23 protein-coding genes are annotated in these 26,481 nt (G+C 52.7%); 7 read left to right on the top strand and 16 right to left on the bottom strand.

Annotated features, from left to right (window positions below):
* Window positions 1-16: 16 nt before the first annotated feature.
* The gene (locus HFP08_RS29410) at window positions 17-1,246 is read right to left on the bottom strand and encodes an MBL fold metallo-hydrolase (RefSeq protein ID WP_240941901.1); all 1,230 of its coding nucleotides are present in this window, start codon (window positions 1,244-1,246) and stop codon (window positions 17-19) included.
* 246 nt (window positions 1,247-1,492) lie between these two features.
* Here HFP08_RS29410 and HFP08_RS26380 point away from each other — a divergent pair, with 246 nt between their 5' ends.
* Window positions 1,493-2,650: a virulence factor gene (locus tag HFP08_RS26380; protein ID WP_168123624.1), complete on the top strand. Its 1,158-nt coding sequence runs from the start codon at window positions 1,493-1,495 to the stop codon at window positions 2,648-2,650.
* 292 nt (window positions 2,651-2,942) lie between these two features.
* Here HFP08_RS26380 and HFP08_RS26375 read toward each other — a convergent pair whose 3' ends face one another.
* The 4 genes from HFP08_RS26375 to mutY all read right to left on the bottom strand — a co-directional run bounded on the left by HFP08_RS26375 (window position 2,943) and on the right by mutY (window position 7,181).
* Entirely contained in the window at window positions 2,943-4,124 is a 1,182-nt protein-coding gene (locus HFP08_RS26375) for a transglutaminase domain-containing protein (protein WP_168123623.1), read from the bottom strand.
* Window positions 4,125-4,168: 44 nt separating this feature from the next.
* Window positions 4,169-5,173: an alpha/beta hydrolase gene (locus tag HFP08_RS26370; protein ID WP_168123622.1), complete on the bottom strand. Its 1,005-nt coding sequence runs from the start codon at window positions 5,171-5,173 to the stop codon at window positions 4,169-4,171.
* Between the two features lie 77 nt (window positions 5,174-5,250).
* The gene (locus HFP08_RS26365; RefSeq protein ID WP_168123621.1) at window positions 5,251-5,889 is read right to left on the bottom strand and encodes a bifunctional 4-hydroxy-2-oxoglutarate aldolase/2-dehydro-3-deoxy-phosphogluconate aldolase; all 639 of its coding nucleotides are present in this window, start codon (window positions 5,887-5,889) and stop codon (window positions 5,251-5,253) included.
* A complete protein-coding gene (gene mutY, locus HFP08_RS26360; RefSeq protein ID WP_168123647.1) occupies window positions 5,889-7,181 on the bottom strand; it encodes an A/G-specific adenine glycosylase in 1,293 nt (430 codons plus the stop codon). The genes HFP08_RS26365 and mutY overlap by 1 nt, the downstream gene beginning before the upstream one ends.
* A gap of 165 nt (window positions 7,182-7,346) precedes the next feature.
* Between mutY and HFP08_RS26355 the strand changes: the two genes are divergently transcribed.
* Window positions 7,347-7,781 carry a c-type cytochrome gene (locus HFP08_RS26355; protein WP_240941896.1) on the top strand — a complete coding sequence of 145 codons (435 nt, stop codon included), beginning with the start codon at window positions 7,347-7,349 and terminating at the stop codon, window positions 7,779-7,781.
* A gap of 23 nt (window positions 7,782-7,804) precedes the next feature.
* Here HFP08_RS26355 and HFP08_RS26350 read toward each other — a convergent pair whose 3' ends face one another.
* From HFP08_RS26350 to HFP08_RS26325, 6 genes are all read right to left on the bottom strand, one after another.
* The gene (locus HFP08_RS26350; protein WP_168123620.1) at window positions 7,805-8,035 is read right to left on the bottom strand and encodes a hypothetical protein; all 231 of its coding nucleotides are present in this window, start codon (window positions 8,033-8,035) and stop codon (window positions 7,805-7,807) included.
* A 60-nt stretch (window positions 8,036-8,095) separates the two neighbouring features.
* Window positions 8,096-8,494 (bottom strand): holo-ACP synthase, encoded by a 399-nt coding sequence (acpS, locus tag HFP08_RS26345; protein WP_168123619.1) that lies wholly within the window; start codon window positions 8,492-8,494, stop codon window positions 8,096-8,098.
* Between the two features lie 97 nt (window positions 8,495-8,591).
* Window positions 8,592-9,401, bottom strand: a complete 810-nt coding sequence (gene nadE, locus HFP08_RS26340) for an ammonia-dependent NAD(+) synthetase (protein WP_168123618.1) — start codon at window positions 9,399-9,401, stop codon at window positions 8,592-8,594.
* Window positions 9,402-9,416: 15 nt separating this feature from the next.
* A complete protein-coding gene (locus HFP08_RS26335) occupies window positions 9,417-9,851 on the bottom strand; it encodes a BrxA/BrxB family bacilliredoxin (protein WP_168123617.1) in 435 nt (144 codons plus the stop codon).
* A gap of 130 nt (window positions 9,852-9,981) precedes the next feature.
* Window positions 9,982-11,661, bottom strand: a complete 1,680-nt coding sequence (locus tag HFP08_RS26330; protein ID WP_168123616.1) for an ATP-binding protein — start codon at window positions 11,659-11,661, stop codon at window positions 9,982-9,984.
* A gap of 44 nt (window positions 11,662-11,705) precedes the next feature.
* Window positions 11,706-12,560, bottom strand: a complete 855-nt coding sequence (locus HFP08_RS26325) for an alpha/beta hydrolase (protein WP_168123615.1) — start codon at window positions 12,558-12,560, stop codon at window positions 11,706-11,708.
* 109 nt (window positions 12,561-12,669) lie between these two features.
* On the opposite strand from HFP08_RS26325, the gene HFP08_RS29405 reads away from it, so the two are divergent.
* A complete protein-coding gene (locus tag HFP08_RS29405) occupies window positions 12,670-14,109 on the top strand; it encodes a BaiN/RdsA family NAD(P)/FAD-dependent oxidoreductase (RefSeq protein ID WP_240941895.1) in 1,440 nt (479 codons plus the stop codon).
* A 155-nt stretch (window positions 14,110-14,264) separates the two neighbouring features.
* Here HFP08_RS29405 and HFP08_RS26315 read toward each other — a convergent pair whose 3' ends face one another.
* The 4 genes from HFP08_RS26315 to xylA all read right to left on the bottom strand — a co-directional run bounded on the left by HFP08_RS26315 (window position 14,265) and on the right by xylA (window position 19,031).
* Window positions 14,265-14,672, bottom strand: a complete 408-nt coding sequence (locus tag HFP08_RS26315) for a hypothetical protein (RefSeq protein WP_240941894.1) — start codon at window positions 14,670-14,672, stop codon at window positions 14,265-14,267.
* Between the two features lie 630 nt (window positions 14,673-15,302).
* Window positions 15,303-15,959, bottom strand: coding sequence for a hypothetical protein (locus HFP08_RS26310; RefSeq protein ID WP_168123613.1), 657 nt, complete (start codon window positions 15,957-15,959; stop codon window positions 15,303-15,305).
* A 235-nt stretch (window positions 15,960-16,194) separates the two neighbouring features.
* A complete protein-coding gene (gene xylB, locus HFP08_RS26305) occupies window positions 16,195-17,691 on the bottom strand; it encodes a xylulokinase (protein WP_168123612.1) in 1,497 nt (498 codons plus the stop codon).
* 26 nt (window positions 17,692-17,717) lie between these two features.
* Entirely contained in the window at window positions 17,718-19,031 is a 1,314-nt protein-coding gene (gene xylA / locus HFP08_RS26300) for a xylose isomerase (RefSeq protein WP_168123611.1), read from the bottom strand.
* Between the two features lie 142 nt (window positions 19,032-19,173).
* Here xylA and HFP08_RS26295 point away from each other — a divergent pair, with 142 nt between their 5' ends.
* The 4 genes from HFP08_RS26295 (at window position 19,174) to HFP08_RS26280 (ending at window position 24,391) form a co-directional block, all read left to right on the top strand.
* On the top strand, window positions 19,174-20,328 hold the full coding sequence (locus tag HFP08_RS26295) for an ROK family transcriptional regulator (RefSeq protein WP_168123645.1): 1,155 nt from the start codon (window positions 19,174-19,176) through the stop codon (window positions 20,326-20,328).
* A gap of 416 nt (window positions 20,329-20,744) precedes the next feature.
* Window positions 20,745-22,538, top strand: a complete 1,794-nt coding sequence (locus HFP08_RS26290) for an ABC transporter ATP-binding protein (protein WP_277345897.1) — start codon at window positions 20,745-20,747, stop codon at window positions 22,536-22,538.
* Between the two features lie 54 nt (window positions 22,539-22,592).
* Window positions 22,593-23,255 carry a response regulator transcription factor gene (locus HFP08_RS26285; protein ID WP_240941900.1) on the top strand — a complete coding sequence of 221 codons (663 nt, stop codon included), beginning with the start codon at window positions 22,593-22,595 and terminating at the stop codon, window positions 23,253-23,255.
* Window positions 23,252-24,391, top strand: a complete 1,140-nt coding sequence (locus HFP08_RS26280) for a sensor histidine kinase (RefSeq protein ID WP_168123609.1) — start codon at window positions 23,252-23,254, stop codon at window positions 24,389-24,391. Before HFP08_RS26285 ends, HFP08_RS26280 begins: the two co-directional genes overlap by 4 nt.
* Here HFP08_RS26280 and HFP08_RS26275 read toward each other — a convergent pair.
* On the bottom strand, window positions 24,345-26,481 hold a 2,137-nt coding region (locus HFP08_RS26275), incomplete at its 5' end, for a glycoside hydrolase family 78 protein (protein ID WP_168123608.1). The genes HFP08_RS26280 and HFP08_RS26275 overlap by 47 nt on opposite strands.

Raw genomic sequence — 26,481 nt, 5'->3', positions numbered from 1 at the left:
GATTGCCGCCAAAACCTTATTCGTTCCCGCTGCCGGCCTGTACTTCCCGCGCCGCAATCCTCCAAGTCTCGCCATGCGGCAGCAGGATGAACCGGGACGCGTCGAGCTCCCGGCGGCAGCGCTCGGCCTCAAGCCGGTCCAACGCTTCCCTCGGCGTATCGTCCGCCAGCTTGAATGCGCCGTAATGCATCGGCACGAACAGCCTCGCGCCGCAATCCTCATAGGCCTGAATCGCTTCCTCCGGCGTGACATGCTGCGGCCCCATGAACCATTCCGGCTCATAGGCTCCGATCGGCATCAGAGCAACATCGATCTGAAATCTCCTGCCGATATCCTTGAAGCCTTGGAAATACCCGCTGTCTCCCGCAAAATAAATCGTAGGCGAATGCGAGATGCGCGGACGTTCTTGATGGGAAGCCGCTTCGCTATTATTATAATTCTGCAACGGCGCTGTTGCTTCGAATCGCTGTTCGTCGCCGCCTAAAGACTCGACTTGGCACTGTTGCTCGATTTGGGACTGCTGTTCGGTGTCTGATTGTCGATCGAATTCGCTCGGCCCTTCCTCCCAAGAGCGTCGCTTGGCTTCGGACTGCCGTTCAGCATCTTCCCGCCTCTGCCTGTTGATAATGCTGTCTCCATGCTCCCGCTTCTTGGAAGCAAACGGCGCTTCCATGACCCAGCCGCCCCAATGCGAGCTGTTCGTATCCCATGGATTGCGGCGTGTCCAGTGCTGCGACGGCACGAAGGTGAACTTGACGCCGCCGATGACCGTCGATTCCCACCAATGCAGCTCCTGAACCCGAGTGAAGCCTCTCAGCTTCAGCTTCGCGCTGAGGCCTGCCGGCACAAGCAGCTGCTTCTTCCCCGCCAGTCTGCGAAGCGAATTCATATTGAGATGATCATAGTGGGAATGGGAGATCAGAACAATATCTACAGGCGGAACATCATCTATAGGAATGCCTGGCGGAGCAAGTCGCTTCTGGAATGCCATCTGCTCCGACCAGACGGGATCCGTCACGATATTAAGACCCGCCAATTGAATGAGAAAGGTGGAATGGCCGACCCAGGTAAGCGAGGGCTGTTCCCTGTTCGAATGAAGGAAATGCACATCCGGCTCGGCGCAGGGCACCTGGTAAGAGTAATCCTTCAGCTTCAGCTTACGGATACGCTCCTGTCTCCATCTTTTGAACTGTTTGAAGGAATTATGCTGCTCAACTGAATCCTGATTCGCAAATCGTCTAATCATCCGCAACTGCATCTTCCTCCTTGCTTTCTTCTGACTTACAACTAAGATACCAAGTTCGCGATACGCAATGCAAATGAAGAGTTCGCGAACTGCATCATTTTTGTTGCACCGCCTGCGGCTGTCTACAATGTCTATACCCTGGATTCCATTATTTCAGTCTACTCAAATCTGGTCGATATTGGGAACGGCGGCTGGGATTATGTGCGGCTGTCATGGTATAGTATCTACAAAGGAGGTCTGATTCCCATGAAATTAGTATCCATTGAACCGACGCCAAGCCCGAATTCCATGAAACTCAACTTGGATGAAAGCCTGCCGCGCGGACGAAGATTTACCTATAAAACAACAGAAGCTGACGATGCTCCCGAACCGCTGCGGCAGCTGCTTCAAATAAACGGCGTGCGCAGCCTGTTCCGCACGGCGGACTTCATCGCCATCGACCGAAAGCCGAATGCCGACTGGGCGCTTATACTCGCTGATGCCCGTCAAATCCTGCAGGCGTCGGAGGGCGCTGCCGGAGACGGGCCTGCTGCGGACGCTGGCATGAACGCGGCATACGGCGAAGCGAATGTACTCGTGCAGATGTTCCGCGGCATTCCGATGCAGGTGCGCATCCGCATGAACGACAGCGAGGTGCGCTCCGCCTTGCCCGCGAAGTTCGGGGAAGCGGTCAGCCGCGCCGCGGGCTCGTCCATGATTCGCGAGCGCAGGCTCGAGGAGCTTGGCGCGCGCTACGGGGAGCCGGAGGAAATTGCCGCCGAGATCGTGAAGGAGCTTGACGCGGCATATACCGACGATCGGCTGGAGGAGCTGGTGAAGGCGGCTCAGGCCATTCCCGCCGATCAGCAAGATGCGGCCACCGTTGCTCCACGGCCGGCACCGCTAAGCTTGGCGGAAGCGGAAGCCGCGTTCAACTCGTCGGAATGGGGCGAGCGCTACGCGGCGCTGGACCGCTTCGTCAGCGTGCCGGAGGGCATTCCGCTCCTCGCCAAAGCGATTCGCGACGAGAATGCGTCCATACGCCGGCTAGCCGTTATCTATCTGGGCGATCTGAGAATTCCTGAGGCGTTGCCGCTTCTGTTCGAGGCGCTGAGAGACAGCTCGGTATCCGTACGCAGAACAGCGGGCGATACCTTGTCCGATCTCGGCGATCCTGCTGCCATAGGGCCGATGATCGAAGCGCTGAAGGACAAGAACAAGCTGGTCCGCTGGCGTGCGGCCCGATTCCTGTATGAAGCGGGAGACGAGTCGGCGATTCATGCGCTGGAGGAAGCGGCGAAGGACAGCGAATTCGAAATCCAGCTTCAGGCGCAGATTGCGCTTGAGCGGATCAGACGCGGCGAAGAAGCCGCCGGCTCCGTTTGGCAGCAGATGACCGCCGCGCGCGGCAAGGATTCCAATTAGAAAGGACGCCTGATGGCGTCCTAGTCAAAGGTAATCATCGCTACCGCGCGGTACCGTGCTGTTTTGGAAGCTGCAACGCTGGCCACCAACGTTGCAATGTGGAATGCTGCCTTGGATGGGACTGTAACGCTGGCCACCAGCGCTGCAGAGTGGAACGCTGCCCGGCACAGGGCTGTAACGCTGGTCACGAGCATTACTTGCACCTTGGCAGTCAGCGAATGCACGCTCCTGCGAACGTCTCACCCGCGCAAGCAACTTCGGCGAACGCTTCATCTGAGCAATCTCGAATGAACTATTGATAGTTAAGCTCAATGCTCACCAGCAAGGATTGATCGGTCGAGTAGGGCTCATAGCCGGCCCGATAGCCGACAGAAACTCCGACGCCTTGGAAAGCCGCCTTCAGCGCTTCGGCGAACCCATCCTTCGTCGCATAACGGAACGCCACGCTGCTCTCGCGGCTCTTCACGGCGGAATGTATAAGCTCCTTCAGCTGCGCCGCGCCCGTCACCGTGTTCTCGCTGTCGAGCCATTGCAGTCCGAGCTCCAGCTTGAGCTCTGCATACCGCTTGGCGTCTGCGGAATTGCCGGCCGCGGCCAATTGGTTGAGGCTATCCGCATAACTGACCTTCGCGGCGGGATAATCCCGCGTCCACTCATGATCGACTCCAAGCTCCTCGTCCGATTTCAGATAGTACGAATAATGAATCCTCGAGTCTGTCGCCCCGACCGGATCATCCCAAGTCAGATCCAGATGATACCAGTTGCCATCCAACTGCACCATATTCCAGGCATGCTCCCCTGTATTCACCGTGCCTTCGGCGATGCGAACGGTCAGCCCCGCCTTCTCCAGCATAAGATAGCCGAGCAGCGAATATCCCTGACAAACCGTCTTTCCAAGCTTAAGCGCATCATAGGCCGTATAGTAGGTTAGCGATTGATCATATTCGACATGAGTCACAATCCAGTCATGAATCGCTTTGATTTTCTCGTGATCGTTCATATCGGGCCTGATTAACTCAGCCAGCGTCTCGTCTACGATGCGATTCACTTCGGCGGTTTCTTCCAGGCTCTCCCGAAATCTTGCCTCTACCGTAATCGTCGACTTGTTCCCCCAGCTTCTTATCGTATAGAGATAGGATTCGAGAATATAGGCGGAATAATCATCGCGGGCCAATGCAGAGCGAATAATCGACTTCATCTCCGCAGACAGCTGCTCCCTGTCGCCGGAATATTTGACAGAGAAGCGATCCGCCCGGGCTTGAAAGCCCTCCGACAGCTCAAGCTCCAGCTTATCGAAGGCGCTTATCTCCTCGCCTGCCCCGGCTTCTGTCGCTTCGATGATCGCCTCATCGGACAGACTTATCACATTGTCCTGGCTCGCTATAGCCGGAATAAAGCCGTATCTCGCATTGACGCCGTAAAGCAAGGCGACGATGATAAAAAAAAGCGCCAATCTTGCAGCAATTCCCCTCAATCAAGCGCCACCTGCCCTTCATCTGCGTTTAGTACCTGATACCATCATATGCCGGACTGAGGAAATGATGCCGAATCATCTCCGCCGGCCTTCCTTGCCGTCCGCGCCCGAAAATCCTCTTCCGCCTGTAAATGCTCCCTCAGGAAAGGAAGCACATGCTCCCAAAATGCTGGATCCTGCTCGGATGCGCTGTGGCCCTCAGATAAGACATACAGGCTTTGCACCGTTCCAGCCTGCAATTCCTTCTCCAGCTCCTGAAGCTCCTGCGCCGGAATGAAGCTGTCTCTCAGCGAATGAACCATCAACACGGCTTGCTTGGATGGATCGCTGGAGGAAGCATAGCACTTCAATATGGCGGGAATATCCGCCGCGCGGAGTTGCTCTCGCGTTATGCCCGAGCGATAGAACCATATCCGGGGAATGCATTGCATAAGCGGAAAGAGCGGCAGCTTCTTGCGCTTCAGCTCCGCTCTTAACATCGTTTCGAATTGAACCGGCATGGAATCGGTAACGATCGCGTTCACCTTCAACCCTTGCGCGAGCGCAAGCAGCGCGCCGAAGCCTCCCATGGAATGGCCGAGCAACGCAATCCGGGTCGAATCAATATCCTCAAGCTTGCGCGAATACGCGACCGCCGCGATAATATCATCCCGGAACATGAACGCCGAAGGCGCTTTGATGCTCTCGCTGTCTCCATGGCTGCGCGCATCGTACATCATAACCGCATAGCCTTGGCGGATGAGTCGCTCCGTGTAGCGAAGCACGCGCGCCCGGTTAGAGCCCCATCCGTGAGCAATAATGACTAGCGGCGGCTTGGCGGCATCTCCTTCACGATCAGGAGCGGGCAAGAGCAACCACCCTTCCAGCCTGGAACCCCCGCTCTCGAACGCGAAGTCTCGCCTCTCGAAGCTCGAGCCTGCACCCGGCTGACCGTCATTCGGCAATCGCTTGGGCTGCTGACTTTTCACGCCGATCAGCCATATGAAAGCCGCAGCCAGGAGAAGCAGGATCACGATTGCAGCCGTCCCCCACCAGAGCATCAAACTCATCTCATCACCACGCTTTCCCGCTTTCAATCCTCGAACAATCGTTCAAACTTCATGCGCTTAGCCTCGATATTAGCCGACTAGAGCGGCAACTCCCTCAGCGCGTCCGTGAATTGCTTCGCGCGAGCCGTAACCAAATCAAGCTTGCCAGCCCTGACCCATTCCAGATTGAGAAGCCTTCCGCCCATCCCGACAGCATCCGCACCGGAGCGGAAGTAGTCGACGATATTCGGCAGATCCACGCCGCCGGTCGCGATAATCGGCACATCGTTAAGCGGCCCTCTGATTTCTTGCAAATATCTCGTGCCGAGCGTCCCCATTGGAAACAGCTTCACTGCTTCGGCTCCCGCTCTAACAGCTTTCACAATTTCCGTCGGCGTCATAACTCCCGGCCATACCGAAATTCCGCGTTTCTTGCCGAACGCAATGACTTCCTCGTCCAGATTGGGTGATATGAGGAATTGCGCTCCAGCCGCCGCCGCTTCCTCCGCCAGCTTCAGATGCGTGACCGTTCCCGCTCCGATCGCTGCCTGTCCCTCGAACAGGCTTCTCCATCTGTTAATCATGGAAGCCGCGCCCTCCGTGTTCATCGTTATCTCCATCATGCGAATTCCGCCGTCAATCAGCGCCTTCCCGGCTCCGTCGGCATGCCTGTCCTCGATGCCTCGAAGAATGGCGACGATTTTGTGCTCCAGCAGCATATCCAGCATTTCACTCATTATGCTTCAGCTCCCTTTTTCCAGTATTCGTTCAAAATACGCAAGAAGAGATTCGGAAACGGCAGATCCGCCATATCCTCTCTCCCGATCCAGCGATACGGATGCCGCACCGCATGCTCTTCATACGGCCCAGCCTCCTCAGCGGCAATCAAACCGCCGAAGTAAGCGGAGCTGACCTCATTCGCAGCCGTCGAGAACCCTTCATCTTGATCAACGTCAGATGACATATTCATGCCATCCTCCAGCGAAGCCGAGACTTCTGCGATAGCCCCTTCCTCCACTTCGCCAAGATCCGCGAGCACGATTCGCATATGCCAGTGAATATGGCTGAAGATGTGGTCCGCGTCCATGAACCATCGCTTAGGGCGAGGCCAGAGGCTAGTCTCCTCCTCTATCAGTTGGCCAAGCTTCCTGGCAAGTCCGGCCAATTCGTTCGCAGACTCCGCGCTGTTGTCTCCCGGCGGGTTTGCCGCTTCAGGAGCGACAAGATGCGGAAGCTCCCACATCTGCGCGAGCAATCCGGTCTGCGGCCGTTGTCTGACAAGCACCTTCCCCGCATTCGATCCGCTGCCTTCCACGATTACCGCGGCCCTGTATTCATCCCGTGGAGGCTTGGCCTTCGTCTTGATCGGAAGCTCCGTCTCTCTGCCTTCGATCCGGGATTTGCAGTGCAGCATAACCGGACAGGTCAGACAGCCTGGCGACTTCGGCGTGCATACCGTCGCGCCAAGCTCCATCAAGGCTTGATTGAAATCGCCGGCCGCGCCTTGGGGAATGAGCGAGACGGCCAGCTTCTCAATGCCGACGCGCGTCGCAGGCTTCGCGATATCATCCTCCAGGCAGAAATATCGGGAGAGCACCCTCATCACATTGCCGTCGACCGCGGGCTCGGGCTTATTGAATGCGATGCTCATAATCGCGCCGCTCGTGTAGGGGCCTACGCCCTTAAGCGATGATACCGATGCCTTGTCATTCGGCACGATGCCATCGAACTGCTCCGCAACCATCCGAGCTCCCGCTTGCAGATTGCGTGCTCGCGAGTAATAGCCAAGGCCTTCCCAGCACTTCAGCACCTCTTCCTCGGGCGCCTCCGCAAGCGCTCGAAGCGTTGGAAATTTCGACATGAATCTATTAAAATACGGAATAACCGTATCCACTCTCGTTTGCTGCAGCATAATCTCCGACACCCAAACGCGATATGGATCGCGGCTCTCGCGCCAAGGGAGCTTCCGCTTATGAAGCCCGTACCAGCCAAGCAGTTCCTCGCTGAAATAACTTTTTTCCAATTGCATGGTCATCCTGATTTTCCCTTTCCCTGTTGCTGTTGTTCTACTATACTTATTATACGAGTATTTAGGCGATATGCCTAATAGAGGTTGAACATGTACATATAGAGGTTGTTCAATGAAAGGTTGTTTCGAAGTGAATGAGTCGACGAAAGGAGTTTGACCCGAAGTATGCCATCAGAAAACCAGGAACCAAAAGAATCCGCGAAAGGCTCTCCCTCGCGGCGCTCATTGCTGAAATTTTCGATTCCAATTATTCTGTTGATTCTCGTGCTGGGCTATATGCTGCTGGCGAATGGAGGAGACGGCAATTCCGGGGGAGAGAATGGAGAGAACATCCAGACAACCGACCCGGGCAGCGGTCTGAAGGATGCGCCTGCAGCAGTCGCGGCCCTCTATAAGGCGCAATGCATCAGCTGTCACGGCACGGAGCTTCAAGGCCGCGTAGGAGCCAGTACGAATCTGCAGCATGTCGGCGCGCGCATGGATGAAGCCGCCATTACAAAGCAGATTCAGAACGGCGGAGGCGTCATGCCCGCCTTCAAGAAATCGCTCACCGACGAAGAAATCAACTCCCTTGCAGCCTGGCTGGCCACGAAGAAGTAAGCCTTGCAAACGCAGTCTGCCAATCAACGGGCGCCGAAGCTCTTCCGGAAGGCTGGAGACAAATGGTCGTCCTCGCCTCGATAAGCCCAACGTGTAGCTCCCATCTGGGGATTGACCGGGAAGAGATCGCCGCGAACGAGATGCAGGCGATCTCCCCATTCATCCACATAAAGCCCTTCATACAGCACGCATTGTCCCGACTTGAAATTTCGTTTGCCCCACTGCATCCTCTCTTGCATCGTTTTCGAAAACATGTCCGCAATCCCCCTCCCAGCATACCTGTACTCTATTACATTCCAAGTATGGGCCAAAGGTTACTGCATTATCCGTTCAACCACGGCAAAGGCCGAAGCCAGCTCCCGTTCATGCGTTATCGTGATGTGAATCCTTATTTCTTCCTTGCGGAAACCAAGCCTCGCGGCGCCTTCCGCCGACAGCTTGCAGCAAGGCTTGCCCTTCTTGTCACGGCCAATCTCTATGTCCGCGAACCCCAGCTCGGAGCCGATGCCGCAGCCGAACGCTTTGGCAATTGACTCTTTGGCCGCGAATCTCCCCGCGACGAATTGGTGAAGACGTGTTCCGCGGCAATCCTCCGCAAGCTCCAATTCTGCCGCCGTCAGTATTCTTGCAAGAAATTTCTCTCTCAGCCTGCCATCCATTGCAGCCGCTATTCGAGTGATGTCGCACAGATCATGTCCGATTCCAATAACCATTCATCCGCCTCGCTCTCCATAGCCATTCCGCTTGAAAAGCCTCTCCCGGCATAAACGCTGAGAGAGGCTTTTTTGTTGTTGTATGTCCATTCAGCTCTTAAATGCCAGGAATGCCCGAGCGCTTGTGCTCGGTCTTCAAATATTGCTTCTCAAGCTTTTCGCGAACCTCCGGCGCAATTCCCTTGCCCTCCAGATAGTCGCTGTTGTCTCCGTAAGTAATGCCAAGCTCATCCTCATCCGTCTGTCCGTCCCAAAGTCCCGCGGACGGAGCTTTGTCGAGCACGCTCTGAGGAACGCCGATATGGGATGCGAGCTGACGCACTTGACGCTTGTTAAGCGAAGCCAGCGGAGTAATATCAACGGCTCCGTCTCCCCACTTCGTATAGAAGCCCGTAATCGCTTCGGAAGCGTGATCGGTGCCTACCACCAGCAGATTCAGATCGAAAGCAAGCGCATATTGCATAACCATGCGCGTTCTCGCTTTCACATTGCCCTTGCCGCCCCGGCTTATATGTCTTGGAATGCCGAGCGATTTGAAGCTATGCTCCACCTCCAGCGCAATTTCATCCACTGCTTCGCCGATATTGGTCTCCGTCTTGTATTTCAGATCGAAGGCGGTGGCTACAGCGTAGCTGTCCGCGATATCATGCTGCGAAGCGTAGGGCTGGAATACGCCAAGCGTCAAATATTCTTTGTCCGTCTCTTCGGACAGCTCATCTGTGGCCATCTTGCAGAGACCGGTCGCAACCGCGCTGTCAATGCCTCCGCTTATCGCGATCAGCAGGCCGGTTGTTCCCGATTCAAGAACATACTTCTTCAGGAAATCTACCCGCTTGCGAATTTCCGCCGCAGGATCGATTATCGGCTTCACGCCAAGCCGCTCAATAATTTGTTGTTGTAGGGTCATGGGCTTTAGCTCCCGTTAACCGCAGTACTTGTCGAACGCGTCGGTCAGATCAGCCGCAATCTCGCCTGCGGAACGATTCTCGATCTGATGACGTTCAATGAAATGGACGAGCTGGCCATCCTTCATCAGCGCGATAGAAGGAGAAGACGGCGGATACGGCGAGAAATACTCGCGCGCTTTGGCAGTCGCTTCCTTATCCTGGCCTGCGAATACGGTGAATAGATGCTCTGGCTGCACGGAATGATTCAAGGCTTCGGCCACGCCCGGACGGCATTGCCCCGCAGCGCAGCCGCATACGGAATTAATAACGATAAGCGCCGTTCCTTTGGCGTTTGGCACGTTTTCTTCTACCTCATCAGCCGTGCGAAGCTCCTGAATTCCCAGTCTGGTCAGATCATCGCGCATCGGTTGAACCATATCAAGCATATATCTCTCAAATGACATGGACATGTTTCACTCACTCCTTTTTTGGACTCCAATTTAGCTACTATTATACCGTTTCTTACGAAAATAAAGCAACCGAAGTCTGACCTCGGTTGCCTGATTTTCAAACTTTCATTTCCGGATAGATGAGCTTATGTCATGCACTAGAGTACCCAACATCATTCTCCGCTATGTTGAAGGTGACAAGAAAAGTCGTTCCGCATCCTTCCGTGCTATGTACATCGATTCTCCCTCGATGTCGCTCCGCAATGCTGAGACATAAGGGGAGCCCAAGTCCGGTCCCGCTTGTCTTGGTCGTGAAGAACGGCTCGAACAGATGCTTCATCTTCTCTTGCGGGATGCCCACGCCTTCATCGGAGATTGTCAGCCACACCTGCTCTCCATTGCTTTCGGTCTTAATGCGAAGTACCCCCTTCTCTCCCATTGCCTCCATGCCGTTTCGCGAAATATTAAGCAGCAGTTGCTTGATCTCCCGATCGTTAAGCATCATTAACGGCATATCCTTGCAAAGGGAAACCTCGAGCGTCTGACCGCGAAGATTGGCATCCGCCGTAAGCAGCGGGATCAGATCGTTGATGCTCGTATGAAGCGAGGCTTTCGTCATTCTCAATTCGCGATTCTGCGCCAGCGACAGAAAGTCGCTTATAATTAAATTCGCGCGATCGAGCTCTTCCATAATAATGCGGAAATATTCAAATTGCTCTCCCGGACTTCTCTCCTGAATCAATTGCACGAAGCCTCTCACGACCGCCATTGGATTGCGAATCTCATGGGTGATGCTTGCCGCCATTTGGCCGACCAGACTTAATCGCTCCATCCGGCCAACCTCGTTGCGCAGAACGGTTAACTCTGTCACATCCTTCGTAATCAACGCCGCGCCGGAGATGAAATCATCCGTCACATCGCGCAGCGTAACGGTCGTGTAGATCAAAATTTGCTCGTCGGCGCGATTCGGAACAGTTGAAGACGATTGTCCCATTAACGCGCGGTGAAGCAATTTGAGGCAAGCCTCTCCGTCATCAGGATGAAACACCGCTGTGAAGCTATTGTCCTTGAGCTGCTCGATGGTGTTAAATTCTTGGCGAAGACTCAGCATCCGAAGCGATTCTTCATTCACATGGGTAATAATGCCGTCACGGTCCAGCATCATCACGCCAATCGGCGCTTTATCAATGAATTGCTGCAGCTTCTCTACTTCATTGCGGTAATTCTCCGTCAGTTGAGTCACCTTGAATTGCAGAAGCCGCTTCTCCTTGATACCCTCAACAATATAGATGGACAGCCATATAGACAACAGGAAGCCCACCGTGGCAATGAGATAATAAGCACGTAATTGCCAGGTCCAGACTACATCATATCGATATAGGTAAACGCTTATAACTAAGAGCAGATAAATAATCTGCAGGGTCATGATCGACATGGCGATTCTTACTTTTTTGCCGGGAGAAGCACTCTGAAAGGAGTTAATTGCCACGAGAACCATAACGCTGAAAAACAGTATGTATAGAGCAAAGATGATCGTCTCGAGCTGGTTGTCGAGAGTCGGAAGGCGAAACGCCACATAGATCAAGCTCAAGCCGATATAGGCACGAAAGCCTCCATACAGCGAACCAATCAGAAGCGGCACAATCCGAAAATCAAAATTGAAGTCATGAAGATCAATCGGCGTCAAGAAGCATAGAATCATAGCTGCCCCGCATGAAATAGAAATGAACGGTCTGAAGCTCTTCCAGCTCTGCGCTTTGTCATGCCAAAGTAAGAAAGCGAATACAGGAAGCACGGAGAGAAAGAATTGAAGCATAAAATCCTTAAGCATTTCCGGCTTAGCCTCCTTTCAGGTGACGAATGAAGGTGAAATGATTATTCGCTTGTTGATTGTTGGACTTGCTGTTCCAGCCAATTCACGACCAGCTTAAGGAAACGAACTCTGTCCTTGTCATTATGCAATTCATGGTAGCCATCCTTCCAGGGAACCCACGTACACGACGATCCCTGCTTCGCGGCCATCCGCTCGCTCGCAACGTAGGATGTGACGCGGTCCGCGGTACCATGGACGAACAACATTGGAAGGTTCACAGCCGAAGACTGCTGTAACAACCACTCCCCCGAGGCTTGAATTTCCGTATAAGCCTTAACCGTAATAAGCGTGTGAAGCAAGCTGTCATCCAGATCGTCGGGATGGGACTTTTCATTCGAGCGATATAAGTCTTCGAGCTTCAGCCCCGTTGACGATTGCAGACCGGGCAGGATGGAAGCCAGCCTCCGGCCGAACCATTCCTTCACGGCAGGCGGGCGAAATGCCAGTTGCAGCCATGGACTGGTGACGATCATGCCGAGTAGGGGCGGTTTTGCATGAATCGCGCACCGCAAAGCGATATTCCCTCCCATGCTATGGCCGTAGAGGAATACGGGAAGTCCCGGATATCTGCGGATCGACTCCTCGATAAAGGCCGCCAAATCTTGGGCAGCGGCATCCATCGACAGCATATGGCCGCGCTTGCCGTCAGATCGTCCGTGGCCGTAATGATCCATTGACGCTGTAATAAAGCCTTCGGCGGTCAGCGCTTCTGCAACCCTCCCGTACCTGTCTCCATGCTCTCCTTGACCATGAGCCAGACAGACGACTGCTTTGGCAGCCGATTCCTTGGGCAGCCAGGCTCTTGCGAAAAGCTTGTATCGATTCGAGCCTTGCAGCTCCCACTCTTCCCGCTTCATTTCTATTGCGCCTCCAGTTGTGTATAATTAATTGAATTATACTGTATGTACTGAGGTAAAAAATAGTGTCAATTGTTATTTTGTCTCAAAAATGTATAGGAGAATGGCGATGAATTATGAAATTATTGTAGTAGGCGCAGGTTCTGCGGGATTAATGGCGAGCGCTGCCGCCGGAGAAGCGGGAGCACGCGTGCTTCTGCTCGACAAAGGCGATAAATTGGGAAGAAAGCTTGGCATTTCCGGCGGTGGTCGCTGTAATGTGACAAATGCGAAGGAAATCGATAAATTGATCGAAAATATACCAGGAAATGGAAGGTATCTTCATAGCGCGCTCGCTTCTTTTAATAATCGCGATATTATACGTTTTTTTGAAGATTTAGGAATTCGACTCAAGGAAGAAGATAACGGCAGAATGTTCCCCGTGACGGACAAGGCCAAGACGGTTGTCGACGCGCTGGTTGGCAAGGTCCGCTCAGTCGGCGTGGATATTAAAGTGAACGCTCCTGTCGACGAGGTGCTTTATGAGGCGGGGAGAACGATCGGCGTACGCCTGAAAAATGGAGGAGTCCTTCATAGCAATGCCGTTATTGTCGCGGTCGGGGGAAAATCCGTTCCTCATACCGGATCAACGGGAGATGGCTACGCATGGGCCGAGAAAGCCGGCCACACGATCAAAGAGCTATTCCCTACCGAAGTTCCGCTTACTTCGAAAGAAGCTTTTATAAAGAGCAAGGAGCTTCAAGGCTTGTCGCTTAGAAACGTGGTCATGACCGTTTGGAATCATAAAGGCAAAAAGCTTATTAGCCATCAAGGCGACATGATTTTCACCCATTTTGGAATATCCGGACCTATCGCTCTGCGTTGCAGTCAATTTGTTGTGAAGGAGTTGAAGCAGCCTAAGAACAAGATGAGCGGCATGAAAGCGAAAGTTAGCTTGGAGAACGAGGGGGCGAAGGGTACAGCGATGAACATGATGAAGGGCATGGTGATAGACACTGCGAAGGACATGGAGAAAGCCACGGTAAAGGACGCAGTGAACGACACGGCAAACTATGCAGAGTTGACCGCCGCTGAGGCAAACCTGGTCAAGATCACCATTGACCTGGCTCCCGATCACTCCGTAGATTCTTTGTACGAGCATACGATGGGGCTTTGCAAGCAGGAGTCCCGCAAGAGCATCAAGAACGTGCTCAAAGCGGCATTCCCCGAACGGCTCATACCGCTGTTGTTGAAGGGATCGGGGCTGCGTGAGGATCTCACTTACGACAATATTCCGAAGCAAGGGTGGCTTGAGCTTGTCAAGCTCGCGAAAGCCTTCCCTGTCATGGTGAACGGCACATTGTCGATCGAGGAAGCCTTCGTCACGGGCGGAGGCGTTCATCTCAAGGAAATCGATCCGAAATCATTGCAATCGAAGCTGATGCCGGGGTTATATTTCTGCGGAGAAATCCTGGACATTCACGGCTATACAGGCGGCTACAATATTACGGCCGCATTCACCACCGGCTATAACGCCGGCAAGCATGCCGCGGAGAATTGGGGCAGTTAAGCAGTTAACAGCGGGGCTGCCCAGTTTTTTGGCCAATGGCTGTTGGTCGATGGCTGCTGTGATTTGACATAACGGAAGCTCGCGAGCAGCTGCAGCTCTGTTTCCTGGTCTCCTGCTCTAACCTATGGAATACTTTAATGAAGCTGGCGGGATTCTTACGTATGAACGTCTCCGGAGAAATGATTATAGGTTTCCGAATCCGGAAGAAATTCCGATTCATACTCCGCGTCGTCATCACGATTATGCAGGTCTGCTGCTTCTGCTTCCTCTTCCTGGTCGATCCAATCCTCGTTGACGACATGAGCCGGAATCGTTATCGCATCCATAGCGTAAGCAGAGTTCGCGATTGCGTTCATTGCAATTGAGGCTTGCTCCACCAGTTGACCTCCATGAGACAGGGCAATCTCCAGAGCCGACGTAAGATCGCAGCCCTCCACATGGATATGCATTCTGGTGGAACTATGCATAACCGACTCATAGCCTAGCTCCTGAAGCATATCATTGGCAAGCTTTGCGCTTCTCTCATCCACAAATTCGAATAAAATCGCCGAAGAATCCGTCATTGTTCTTCTTCCTTCCATTGCAGGTTATCAACCAATTGTTCTTCGTCCAGCTTTCATGCTTTAGCATGCCATTTCACGCGGGAAACATGTGTGCCGTTGAAGTAAATTTTCAGGTTTGACTTATTAGGCGGGCTTGCTCTTTCTGCTCCAAGTCGATTTTATCGACTTGCAGCTGCTCACACGCTCGATTTCCAGGCTCCAAGTCGATTTTATCGACTTGCACTTGCTCACACACTCGATTTCCACTCCCCAAGTCGATTTTATCGACTTGCACTTACTCGCACGCTCGATTTCCACTCTCCAAGTCGATTTTATCGACTTACAGCTGCTCACACGCTCGATTTCCAGGCTCCAAGTCGATTTTATCGACTTACAGCTGCTCACACGCCCGATTTCCACTCTCCAAGTCGATTTTATCGACTTACAGCTGCTCACACGCTCGATTTCCACTCTCCAAGTCGATTTTATCGACTTGCACCTGCTCACACGCTCGATTTCCACTCTCCAAGTCGATTTTATCGACTTACAGCTGCTCACACGCTCGATTTCCACTCTCCAAGTCGATTTTATCGACTTGCACCTGCTCACACGCTCGATTCCCAGGCTCCAAGTCGACCTTCCACCCATGTGTTAAAATAGCGCTTTAACCTTATCTCGATTTAATACAAACCTATGATTTCTTGTTCGCCCCGTATACAAAGGCTTGATCCATTTCTTACTAATAAGCTTCTTAATTACTTTAAATGAAACATCACGCCCCCTCCCGCTCCCCTCCATCACATCGCACACTCCGAACGGACGCCCCAGCAGCAAAGCATGGCGCAGCACTTCCCTCTCAGCCAACGATAGGTCTCCCTCATTGCTTGCACGATCATATCTGCCAAGTATTTCGCACAATGACGAGCGGCAAAGATCGGGTTTCTTATCTAGCTCGTCCCATGCGAAGGGGATATAGCGGATACGTTTTGCCGCCAAATTACGGACTCGTCTTTTCTCGAAGCTGAATCGTTCTCTTGTTACCTTGTCCGCATGCACGGCAAAGCCTTCGCTTTCAAACGCCAACCCAAGCGGTTCATAGTAGGCATCCACATACACCCTGATTCCCGTCGAACAAACAACCTCATACTCCATTACAAACCCTTCAAAGGTTTGGAAAACCGGCCACAGCACTTCCTTGAACATCTTCCGCTCCCCAACCAAATCCCGATTCAGCATTTCCAGTCGTTGTCCTTGTGCGCCAGCCCTCTGCTCCTCCAAAAACAAATTAAACTCTTGTTCAAATGACATCTAATCTCTTCCTCCTTATGAAATAGAACCAAAAGTCGTCAACGAAAAAACGCCGTCCTTCCCAACTGGGAGAAGAACGGCGTATGCTTTACGCATGCTTTTGTGTATTTCGTAGTAATATTTTGCATTCATTATGGCCAGTATACATGTTCAAATCGGAATTGACAACTATTCCGCGCAGCATGATACAGGAGCTAGGATACTTTGATAATTTGTTATCCTTTGTTATCTCCAATCACCCGCGATAGCCAGCTATCGCTTCGTTCAAGCCGCGAGTTGCGGAGTAGACTTGCTGATAGACGCGGAAAATTCCTTTATAGGCTTCAACCGCCTCCGGCTGCGGCTTGTATTCGTCGGCATAATGGACGAATTCTGCCGCGCACGCCTCCAGACTGTCGAACCAGCCGCAGCCGTAAGCAGCCAGCATCGCAGCTCCAAGCCCGGGTCCCTGCTCATTCTCCAGCGAAACCACCGTCGCGCCGAAAATATCGGCCTGCATCTGCAGCCAGACTGGATTCTGAGCGCCGCCGCCGATGGAAACAATCTTATCGACGGATTTTCCCGCTTGGCGGAACATGTCGACGGACTCGTTCAGGGAGAAGGTGATGCCTTCCATTACAGCCCTGGCAAAATGATCCCGACTATGAGAACCGTCGATGCCGATGAAGCTGGCGCGAATCGTCGAATCCGCATGCGGCGTTCGTTCGCCGACCAGATACGGCGTGAACAGCAGCCCGTTCGCTCCCGGCTTCACTTCCCCGACGCCGCTGAGCAGCTCGTCGAAAGACTCGCCTGCGGCGAAGGTTTTGCGGAACCAGCTCAGGCTGTAGCCCGCGGCCAACGTAACGCCCATCGCATAATAGGAATCCTGTTTGCCATGATTGAAGAAATGCACCTTGCCCGCAAAATCCTTCGACTTATCTTCTTCATAGGACAAGATTACTCCAGACGTCCCGATGCTGCATAGGGTTAGTCCGTCAGCCAAGATGCCCGCTCCGATCGCGCCGCAGGCATTGTCGGCGCCGCCAGCGAATACCTTCACAGAAGCCGGCAATCCGGTTTTCTCAAGCATCTCCGGCAACAACCCGCCAACTGAAGCATGCGACTCCACAAGCGGAGGACAAAAGCTCTCAGCCAATTCGAAGGCTTCCAGAACCTCTGTGCTCCATCGTTTTCCCGCAACATCCAGCATTAAAGTTCCCGCCGCGTCCGAGTAGTCCATATGCAATTGACCCGTCAGTCGATAGCGCAAGTAATCCTTCGGCAGGAGGAAGCTTGCCGCTTCCCCATAACGCTCTGGCTCATGCTTCTTCACCCATAAAATTTTCGGCAGCGTGAAGCCTTCCAAAGCCGGATTGCGCGTAACCTCCAGCAGCTTGCTTCCCAATACCCGCTCGATCTCGCGGCACTGCTCCGTCGTACGAGTGTCATTCCATAGAATGGCGTTGCGCACAGGCTTGCCTTCCGAATCCAACAGCACAAGTCCATGCATCTGACCGGAAAAGCTGATTCCTTCGATCAATGCTGCATTCACGTCGGATCTGCCAGTAAGCTCCTGCAGAGCCTCGATCGTAGCCGAAACCCAATCCTCCGGCTTCTGCTCGCTCCAGCCGCTATGCTCATGAAACAGTGGAAATTCCTTCGAGGCCTCAGCCGCGATACGACCGGACCGATCCACAAGCAGCGCCTTCACCGCGCTGGTTCCCAGATCAATTCCTATCACATAACTCATCGATTCACATCCTCCGCTAATCTAGCCTATACGCTGAAAATAACTTCGCTAAGAAGCAGACGAAGACGCTCTTGACGACCGGATTCGTTCACGATTGGATGATTCTGCAGCGCATATTGCTCCAGAGAAGCAAGAGTTGCCTTGCCGGCAACAACGTCCGCGCCGATGCCTTCCTTGAAGCTGCGGTAACGATTCTCAACAACCTTATCCAGAATGCCTTCTTCGATCAGCTTGGCGGCAGCCTTAAGGCCCCAGGCAAAGCTGTCCATGCCCGCAATATGCGCAAGGAAGAGATCATCGGCTTCGAACGATCCGCGACGAACCTTCGCATCGAAGTTGACGCCGCCGCGACCGATGCCGCCAGCCTTCAGCACTTCATACATCGTCAGCGTTGTCGAATACAGATCCGTAGGGAATTCATCCGTATCCCAGCCGAGCAGCAAGTCGCCTTGGTTCGCGTCAAGCGATCCAAGCATGCCGTTAATAGCGGCAGTGCGAATTTCATGCTCGAAGGTATGACCGGCGAGCGTAGCGTGGTTAGCTTCAAGATTCAGCTTGAAATGATCCTTCAAGCCATATTTCTGCAGGAACGAAATCGCAGTCGCCGCGTCGAAATCATACTGATGCTTCGTCGGCTCCTTCGGCTTAGGCTCAATCAGGAATTGCGCATCAAAGCCGATTTCCTTCGCATATGCCACGGCCATATGATAGAGGCGGGCCAGATTGTCCAGCTCGAAGCCCATGTCCGTGTTCAGCAGTGTTTCGTAGCCCTCGCGGCCGCCCCAGAATACATAGTTCTCTGCGCCAAGCTCCTTGCCGACCTCAAGCGCCTTCTTCAGTTGCGCGCCAGCGTAAGCGTACACATCGGCATTCACGGCTGTTCCCGCGCCATGAACGAAGCGTGGATTCGAGAACATATTGGATGTATTCCACAGCAGCTTCTTGCCTGTTGCTTGCATTTGCTCCTTCAGCATGGCAACGATTACATCCAGATTCTTATTGGATTCCTGCAAAGTTGCGCCTTCCGGAGCAATATCCACATCGTGGAAGCAATAATAAGGAATGCCGAGCTTCTCCATGAACTCGAAGTTGGCTTCTACTTGAACCTTCGCGCGATCCATGCCGGAGAACTTATCCCATTCGCGAACCATCGTGCCGGAGCCGAACGGATCATTGCCGATTGCATTGAAGGTGTGCCAATAGGCTACCGCGAAGCGAAGATGCTCTTCCATTGTTTTGCCCAGTACGACTTGCTTGGGATCATATTGTTTGAAAGCCAGCGGATTGTCGGAGCCTTTGCCTTCGAATTGAATGCTGGGGATATTTTTGAAAATGCTCATAAGAACTTATTCCTCCTTTAATTTGTCTTTCCTTAGTCAGAATACCATAAGCAAACTTAGTTTGTCTATTAAACAAACTAAGTTTTGTGCTATACTGATTCCATCCTATTATCTACTGGACGGAGGCCGTTATCCCTTGCGAATGAAACCAACAGGAGATCTAACGCTCATCAAGAAAATGAATACATCCATCGTTCTCGATGCCGTTATCAAAAACGCTCCGCTGTCGCGGGCGCGCATCTCGGAATTGACCGGACTCAATAAAGCGACTGTATCCAGTCTTGTGCAGGATTTGATCGACAACCAGCTTGTTGTCGAAATCGGACCGGGCGAGTCCAGCGGAGGACGAAAGCCGTTAATGCTCCTGTTCCATGAAGCTGCCGGCTATGCCATCGGAATCGACCTTGGCGTTAATTATATTCGCGGCATGCTCGTCGACTTAAGAGGCGGCGTTATTGCCGAGCACAGGCAGCAAGTGAAGCGGAAGTTCAAGGAGCTCCCCTTGGAGCTCCTAATCGCAAGCATCGAGATGCTGATGGACAAGGCGCCGCGAAGCCGCTATGGCGTCGTCGGCATTGGAATCGGCGTGCCTGGAATCGTCGATGATGGAGGCGTCATTCTGTTCGCGCCGAATATGAAGCTGAGCCAGGTGGATCTGAAGGCGAAGCTGGAGAAGCGCTTCAGCTTGCCGGTCACCATCGACAACGAGGCGAATGCAGGCGCGCAGGGCGAGCAGAAGTATGGAGCCGGCAGAGGCATCGCCAATCAAATCTACGTCAGCGTCGGAATCGGTATCGGCACCGGCATTATTTTGAACAAGGAGCTGTACAAAGGAGCTTCGGGATTCTCCGGCGAGCTGGGCCATCTCTCCATTCAATACGACGGCAAGCCATGCGCATGCGGCAATCAAGGCTGCTGGGAATTGTACGCCTCCGAGAACGCGCTGCTGGAGCAGGCCGCTTCTCTTGGGTTCGAGAGTCTGGAGGAATTGCTTCAAGCCGCCGAATGCGGTGACGAGCAAGTGATTTCGCTATTCGACTCCATAGGAGATTATCTCGGAGCCGGCATAGCGAATATCGTGAACGTGTTTAATCCCGAGGCCGTTATTATCGGAAATCGCATGAGCAGAGCCGCCGAATGGCTAAAGCCGGCTATTGAAGAAGCCGTGGGGAAGCGCACCTTATCCTTCCACCGCGATCGGCTTCGCATTCTGTTCGCCGAACTGCAAGAAGAATCCGCAGTGCGGGGCGCCGCCTATTATGCAATTGACTCGTTCTTCACGAAGATCAAGAGCTGACGATGATATAACGGAATAACATAAAGAGGTTGTTCAAAAAGCCCAATTTCAATAACGAAATAGAACTGTAAGTAACTCGACATCGGATATTGAATTCAACCGAATGTTCCGTTGCTCACGTAGTATCCACTACGCTCCGCTACTCACTTTCTAGTTTCATCCAATCTCCTCGATTCTTGAAACCGGACTTTTTGAACACGCACATAAAGTAACGACACACAACAATACCAAGTCTGTCAACAATCTCGGCAGGCTTTTTTGCTGCATCTTTTGAGAAGCGCTCTTGTGCAAGTCCGCCTTTTCATCATTGTTACATCCGCTTGTTCTCCTGTTTCCCTCTCTGTTTAAATTGTGTTTACAAAGGGAGGATAAAGTATACTTCATAGAAGCGAGAATGACGTGAAGGAGAGATTCACATGAATGATCAAACAAACTCGGAAATGAACAGCAACGATAAGAAGAGCAACATCAATAAAAAGGGCAGAATCAAAGCCTTTGCCAACCTGATTCTATCTACGAATCCGCCAAAGCTGCTCATGTCCATTGCCGTACTTGCAAGCGTGGCCTCCACGCTTGTAAGCTTAATCATCCCTCTGTTCACCAAAAACCTGGTCAACGGATTCTCGTTTGATTCGCTGAGCGGAGCTCAAATCTCCGGGATGGCGGGCGTTTTCTTCCTCCAGGTCGTATGCGGCGGATTATCCGTCTATCTGCTTCACTACAGCGGAAACAAAGTCGTCGCATCGATTCGCGAGAAGCTGTGGCGCAAGCTGCTGCGACTGCCTGTCCCATATTACGACAATAAGCCGACAGGCGAGACGATCAGTCGACTGACGAACGACACCGCTCTGCTCAAGGGGTTGATCACCGAACATATCACCGGCTTTTTCACCGGAATCCTGTCTATCATCGGAGCGCTATCCATACTGCTCTATATGAATTGGCAGATGACGCTCATGATGCTGGTCGTCTTCCCTGTAGCGGCGCTGATCATGGTTCCTATCGGTTCCAAAATGTATAAAATCTCCAAAGAAACGCAAGCCGAAAACGCAAGCTTCACAACGATCATCAATCGTGTCGTTTCGGAGATCAGATTGGTGAAGGCTTCCGGCTCCGAGCCCGTCGAATATACGAATGGCGCGACCGGCATCCAGAGATTATTCCAATTCGGCTTGAAGGAAGCCAGAATGCAAGCTTTGATCTCGCCGATTATCAGTCTTCTGATCGTCATCCTCCTCGTATGTCTGATTGGCTACGGCGGCGTTCAGGTTTCTTCCGGCGCCATTACGGCAGGCGAGCTGGTCGCGTTCATTATGTATTTGTTTCAGATCATTCTGCCGATTACGCAGATTTCGCAATTTTTCACGCAGTTTCAGAAAGCGATGGGCGCGACGGAAAGCATTGTTGCCATTCTTGAGGCTAAGGAAGAGGCGTTCGATCAAGGCAATTCCCTTGAGCATAAACAACAGCAATCTCTGAACATTGACAACCTGTCCTTCGCTTACAAGGAGGATGAGCCCATTCTCCGCAATATCAACCTGGAAATCGAGGCTGGTAAGGTTACAGCAATTGTAGGTCCAAGCGGCAGCGGCAAAACGACGCTATTCTCTTTGCTGGAGAGATTTTATGAGCCGAGTTCCGGTTCGATTCGAATAGGAGAGCAAAATATTGCCGACACCTCCCTTCGCTCCTGGCGCTCGCGTATCGGATACGTATCTCAAGAAAGCCCGATCATCGCCGGTTCCATTCGAGATAATCTCACCTATGGGATCGACAGGGTCTTCGCTCAGGAGGAATTGGAGCATGCGGCGCGAATGGCTTATGCAGACGGATTTATCAATGAGCTCCCCCATCAATATGATACAGAGGTTGGAGAGCGAGGCATCAAGCTGTCCGGCGGGCAGCGTCAACGCATCGCCATCGCGCGCGCCTTGCTTCGCGATCCCGCGTTGCTTATGCTGGATGAAGCAACCTCCAGTCTCGACAGCAAATCGGAGGAAATGGTGCAAGAAGCATTGAGAAACCTGATGGAGGGCCGTACGACCGTTGTCATTGCGCATCGTCTGTCAACTGTTGTGGATGCCGATACAATCGTTTTTCTGGAGAAGGGTACAATCACGGGCAAGGGGAATCATGAGGCGCTCTATCGCAGTCATGACATGTATCGACAATTCGCAGATAATCAATTGCGCATGGGACTCTCTGCCTAAGAGAGGGCTTGCAAGCAATTTGCAGAGAAGGGAGACGGTTCGGTGGGCTATATTATGGTGGTGGATGATGATCCGCATATCCGCGAGCTTGTTCGAGTTATTTTGCAGAAGGAAGGCTTTATTGCGGAGGAAGCGGTTGACGGTCAAGCTGCTCTGGCTAAGATGAACGAATCGGCAGCGGATATGGTTATACTGGACATTATGATGCCGAACATGGACGGCTGGGAGCTGTGCAGGCAACTGAGAGAGGATTACGACATTCCTATACTGATGCTGACCGCCAAAGGGGAGAAATACGACAAGCTTCGCGGCTTCAAGCTCGGCACGGACGATTATCTCGTGAAGCCGTTCGATCCCGACGAACTGGCGATGCGGGTTAAGGCGCTGCTCAAGCGATATCGCATCAACGCCTCTCAGCAAGCGTCCGCGGGAGAGCTGCTGATGGATTCGCAGAACTTTCAAGCCAAAGTGAAGGGCGAGCTCGTCGTGCTTCCTCCTAAGGAATTCGAGCTATTATTCATGCTTGTAAGCAATATGGGCCGTACGCTCCCGCGCGGCATGCTGATCGAGGCCGTCTGGGGCTACGACTTCGACGGAAACGAACGAACGCTCGATGTCCATGTTAATCGACTGCGCGAGAGATTCGCCAAGTGGGAGCTGTCGATCAAGATCAGCACCATTCGCGGACTTGGCTACCGATTGGAGGCCTTGCAATGAAAAAGCGCAAATTGACCAAGCTGCAAATCTTCTTTCGAACGTCGCTTGCCATCCTTGCGATGTTCACGTTCTTCGGACTAACCTTATCAGCGGGATACCTGCTTTCCCGCTGGCTCTACAAGACGCATCAGCCTTCGTGGAACGACTATACCGTTCAGCTTGTCAACTGGGGACTCGGTTTGCTCATCTTCGCCATTATCGCCGTTCTTATCAATATCTTCACCATCCCTCAACAGCGACGGGTATGGATCGAGATGATGGATGCCCTGCGCCGCATAGCCAAGGGCGACTTCAGTGTCGTCATCGATCAGGAGAAGAGGTATAACGGACAGATTGGCGCTTTCGTGGAATCGATTAATGAGATGACCCAGGACTTGAAGGAAATGGAGCAATTGAAGCAGCAATTCATCTCCAACGTCTCCCACGAAATTCAATCGCCGCTCACCTCGATTCGCGGCTTTGCCAGGACGCTGCAGCGCGAAGATCTCAGTCAGGAGGAACGGTCGCATTATTTGTCCATTATCATTCATGAAACGATACGCCTGTCCCGCCTCAGCGACAATCTGATGAAGCTGACCGCGCTTGAATCCGAAGAACAGATGATCGACAAGTCAACCTACAGGCTGGACAAACAACTCGAGAACATCACGCTTGCGTGCGAACCGCAATGGATGGACAAGAAGCTGGATATCGAGCTCGACTTGAATGCCGTCGATGTTCACGCCAATGAAGAACTGCTTAGCCAGGTTTGGAATAATCTCATTCACAACGCAATCAAATTCACGCCGGAAGGCGGGAGCATCCGCATCTCGCTTCAACTCGAAGTCGATGCGACATCCACGAAGGGTACGGCAGATAGCAGCGTGATTGTCGTGCGGGTTGCCGATTCGGGAATCGGCATTTCCGAAGAAGACGTCAAGCATGTATTCGAGCGTTTCTTCAAAGGCGACAAACAACGAACAAGAACCGTGGAAGGCAACGGCCTCGGACTTTCAATCGTGGAAAAAATTATCGATCTTCATCAAGGCGAGATTCGCGTGCAAAGCAAGCTCGGAGAAGGAACCGTCTTCGAGGTTAGGTTGAAGCAATCTACCTCACCCGATGGACGCCTACCAATTGATTCACGTTCCCCTTAATCTCAACCGTAACCGCAGTAGTCTTCACCGTTCCATTATTATAATAGGCAGTGAACAGAAAGGTAATCGGACCGTCCTCGATTTGCTCGAAGCCGGGCTCCCACAGCTCGCCTGTCCAGTGAATGGAGGAGCTGTCCGCTGCGGTCAAATCTGTCGAATAGGCTTCGAAATCTACCGTTAATTTCGTTGCTTTAACCGCCGTCCCCGTATCGACGGCCGTGCCTTTCAACAGAAATTTCTCTCCTGCCCAGAAGACGGAGTATCCGCGCGGCGTATCTTCATTTCCACTGCGATCACGGTTATAGGACTGTCTTCGTTCATTCCACTGATCTGTATGACGAACTTCTCCATCAACGCTCAGTTCTCTTACTTGAACCGTCTTCTGCACGATTACCGGCGGAGCCTTGCCATCATCGACTGTCAGCTTGACTTGCCAATTACCGGTTTGCAGCATATGCACGGAAGGGCCGTTCGACGTGTAGGGATAGCCCAAATGATACGTAAAACTCGTTGTCGCACCGGCTGGACTTCTGACTTCATAAACGGCATGAAGCGTATCATGATCAGGATCAGCCACACCCGATCGGAATTCGACTGAATCCCCCTCATATACAGGCTCCGGCGACCAGGTGAAGTCTGCTGTCGGCGGCTGATTCGTTTCGATATAGAAGTATTTCGCCGCGCTCCACTCTCCCCAGTCATAGCCGTCATAGACGCGTACCTGCACATACATATTTACATGCTCCGGCAGATCGGCGCTGGCCGGCCAATTCAGATCGTCGCCGTCCTGCACTCCCGAATCAAGCTGCATAATGCCGCCGTAGCGATACACGCGTATCTGGTACTTCGATTCCTCGTCTCCATCGGCGTCCGCATAGCTCCACTGGAATTCCGGCCGCAGCACCGTCAGCTTCGTCGGACTGTTCTGATTCGTACTCGCCGGAACCGTCACACTCGCTGTTGGCTTTCGATTCACAATAGCAATCTCATGTTCAATCTGAGCACTCGCACCGTCAGAATCCTCGACAAGCTGCCTGATCGTATACGTGCCAAGCGCCTCGAAGCTTGCCGACCAGCTCGTTCTCGATGTACTCTTGATTGATTCCGCGCTGTTCGTTGTCGTATTCTTCACATAGTAGGTATGCGGCAAATGTGTGCGATCGCCATCCTCTGTATCGCTGGCTGTCGAATTAATCGTAATCTCATCTCCACGATAGGTACTCGTCTTCGATGTCGTAAAGCCCGGCGTTGGCGGCGTGTTGGGCGTTGCAATCTGCCCGATTGTCAAATACACCACATGATACTCGCTCCATGCGCCGTACTCATCCTTGACGGCCATTCCGATTTCATAGGTTCCGGTTTCCTGCGGCGCGACTAGCTTCTCCGCTATATAAGCTCCGCTAGGCGTGACATGGTAAAAGCGCTTCTCCATAATGCCCTTGGTCGCTTTATAATCGATGCCGGTATCCTCGGTCGAGTACTTAGTATTGGACTCGTACCGATCCGGGTCGCGGCTGTAATCCGTCCATAGAATCTTGCCATCGCTCGCTTGCTGCGTCACATCGAAATCCGCTATCGGACGGCGATGCACCGTAATTTTTCGCGTAAACTCGTTGGAGTCCTTGCGATAATCATCAAAGGTCATATCCGGGAACGAATAATCCAGATTCGGATCATCGCGTCCCTTCAGCGCAATGACATAATCGCCTACATTATCGAGCTCGAGCGTTCCTGCCGTTATTGTCTCACCGTCCAGCGCCGACAACCCTTGGTTGTTCAAGAAGCGCGGCGTGTGGTGCAGCTCCCAAGCAAGCTCGGCCACAGGATCGTCTTCCGGATCTTCAAAGATAACATTATCCGTTCGAATCGACGCTGCTGCATCCGCTTCGTTCCAAATGGCATATTGCGTATCCCATTCCTCCGCATCTTTCAGTGGCTTGGAGCCAATATTCGCGAAGTCCACCAACCCCCGATCCGCGAACATGCCGAAGTAGCCCTCGCTATACTCATTATCCGTTACTTCAAAGTAAGGAACGCCGTCCATATACACCTTGATGGCTTCGCCCTGCATGATGATGCGGAAGCTGTAT

It is taken from the genome of Paenibacillus sp. HB172176, from assembly GCF_011947265.1.
Classification (GTDB): Bacteria; Bacillota; Bacilli; order Paenibacillales; family Paenibacillaceae; genus Pristimantibacillus.
The sequence above is the reverse complement of the archived record's forward strand: the minus strand, read 5'-3'. Positions and strand labels throughout refer to the sequence as shown.

Excerpts from the sequence above, each read along its gene's own strand:
- HFP08_RS29410 (WP_240941901.1), bottom strand. The coding sequence starts at position 1,246 with ATGATTAGACGATTTGCGAATCAGGATTCAGTTGAGCAGCATAATTCC.
- HFP08_RS26380 (WP_168123624.1), top strand. The coding sequence starts at position 1,493 with ATGAAATTAGTATCCATTGAACCGACGCCAAGCCCGAATTCCATGAAA.
- HFP08_RS26370 (WP_168123622.1), bottom strand. The coding sequence starts at position 5,173 with ATGAGTTTGATGCTCTGGTGGGGGACGGCTGCAATCGTGATCCTGCTT.
- HFP08_RS26365 (WP_168123621.1), bottom strand. The coding sequence starts at position 5,889 with ATGAGTGAAATGCTGGATATGCTGCTGGAGCACAAAATCGTCGCCATT.
- mutY (WP_168123647.1), bottom strand. The coding sequence starts at position 7,181 with ATGCAATTGGAAAAAAGTTATTTCAGCGAGGAACTGCTTGGCTGGTAC.
- HFP08_RS26355 (WP_240941896.1), top strand. The coding sequence starts at position 7,347 with ATGCCATCAGAAAACCAGGAACCAAAAGAATCCGCGAAAGGCTCTCCC.
- HFP08_RS26350 (WP_168123620.1), bottom strand. The coding sequence starts at position 8,035 with ATGTTTTCGAAAACGATGCAAGAGAGGATGCAGTGGGGCAAACGAAAT.
- acpS (WP_168123619.1), bottom strand. The coding sequence starts at position 8,494 with ATGGTTATTGGAATCGGACATGATCTGTGCGACATCACTCGAATAGCG.
- nadE (WP_168123618.1), bottom strand. The coding sequence starts at position 9,401 with ATGACCCTACAACAACAAATTATTGAGCGGCTTGGCGTGAAGCCGATA.
- HFP08_RS26335 (WP_168123617.1), bottom strand. The coding sequence starts at position 9,851 with ATGTCCATGTCATTTGAGAGATATATGCTTGATATGGTTCAACCGATG.
- HFP08_RS26330 (WP_168123616.1), bottom strand. The coding sequence starts at position 11,661 with ATGCTTAAGGATTTTATGCTTCAATTCTTTCTCTCCGTGCTTCCTGTA.
- HFP08_RS26325 (WP_168123615.1), bottom strand. The coding sequence starts at position 12,560 with ATGAAGCGGGAAGAGTGGGAGCTGCAAGGCTCGAATCGATACAAGCTT.
- HFP08_RS29405 (WP_240941895.1), top strand. The coding sequence starts at position 12,670 with ATGAATTATGAAATTATTGTAGTAGGCGCAGGTTCTGCGGGATTAATG.
- HFP08_RS26315 (WP_240941894.1), bottom strand. The coding sequence starts at position 14,672 with ATGACGGATTCTTCGGCGATTTTATTCGAATTTGTGGATGAGAGAAGC.
- HFP08_RS26310 (WP_168123613.1), bottom strand. The coding sequence starts at position 15,959 with ATGTCATTTGAACAAGAGTTTAATTTGTTTTTGGAGGAGCAGAGGGCT.
- xylB (WP_168123612.1), bottom strand. The coding sequence starts at position 17,691 with ATGAGTTATGTGATAGGAATTGATCTGGGAACCAGCGCGGTGAAGGCG.
- xylA (WP_168123611.1), bottom strand. The coding sequence starts at position 19,031 with ATGAGCATTTTCAAAAATATCCCCAGCATTCAATTCGAAGGCAAAGGC.
- HFP08_RS26295 (WP_168123645.1), top strand. The coding sequence starts at position 19,174 with ATGAAACCAACAGGAGATCTAACGCTCATCAAGAAAATGAATACATCC.
- HFP08_RS26290 (WP_277345897.1), top strand. The coding sequence starts at position 20,745 with ATGAATGATCAAACAAACTCGGAAATGAACAGCAACGATAAGAAGAGC.
- HFP08_RS26285 (WP_240941900.1), top strand. The coding sequence starts at position 22,593 with ATGGTGGTGGATGATGATCCGCATATCCGCGAGCTTGTTCGAGTTATT.
- HFP08_RS26280 (WP_168123609.1), top strand. The coding sequence starts at position 23,252 with ATGAAAAAGCGCAAATTGACCAAGCTGCAAATCTTCTTTCGAACGTCG.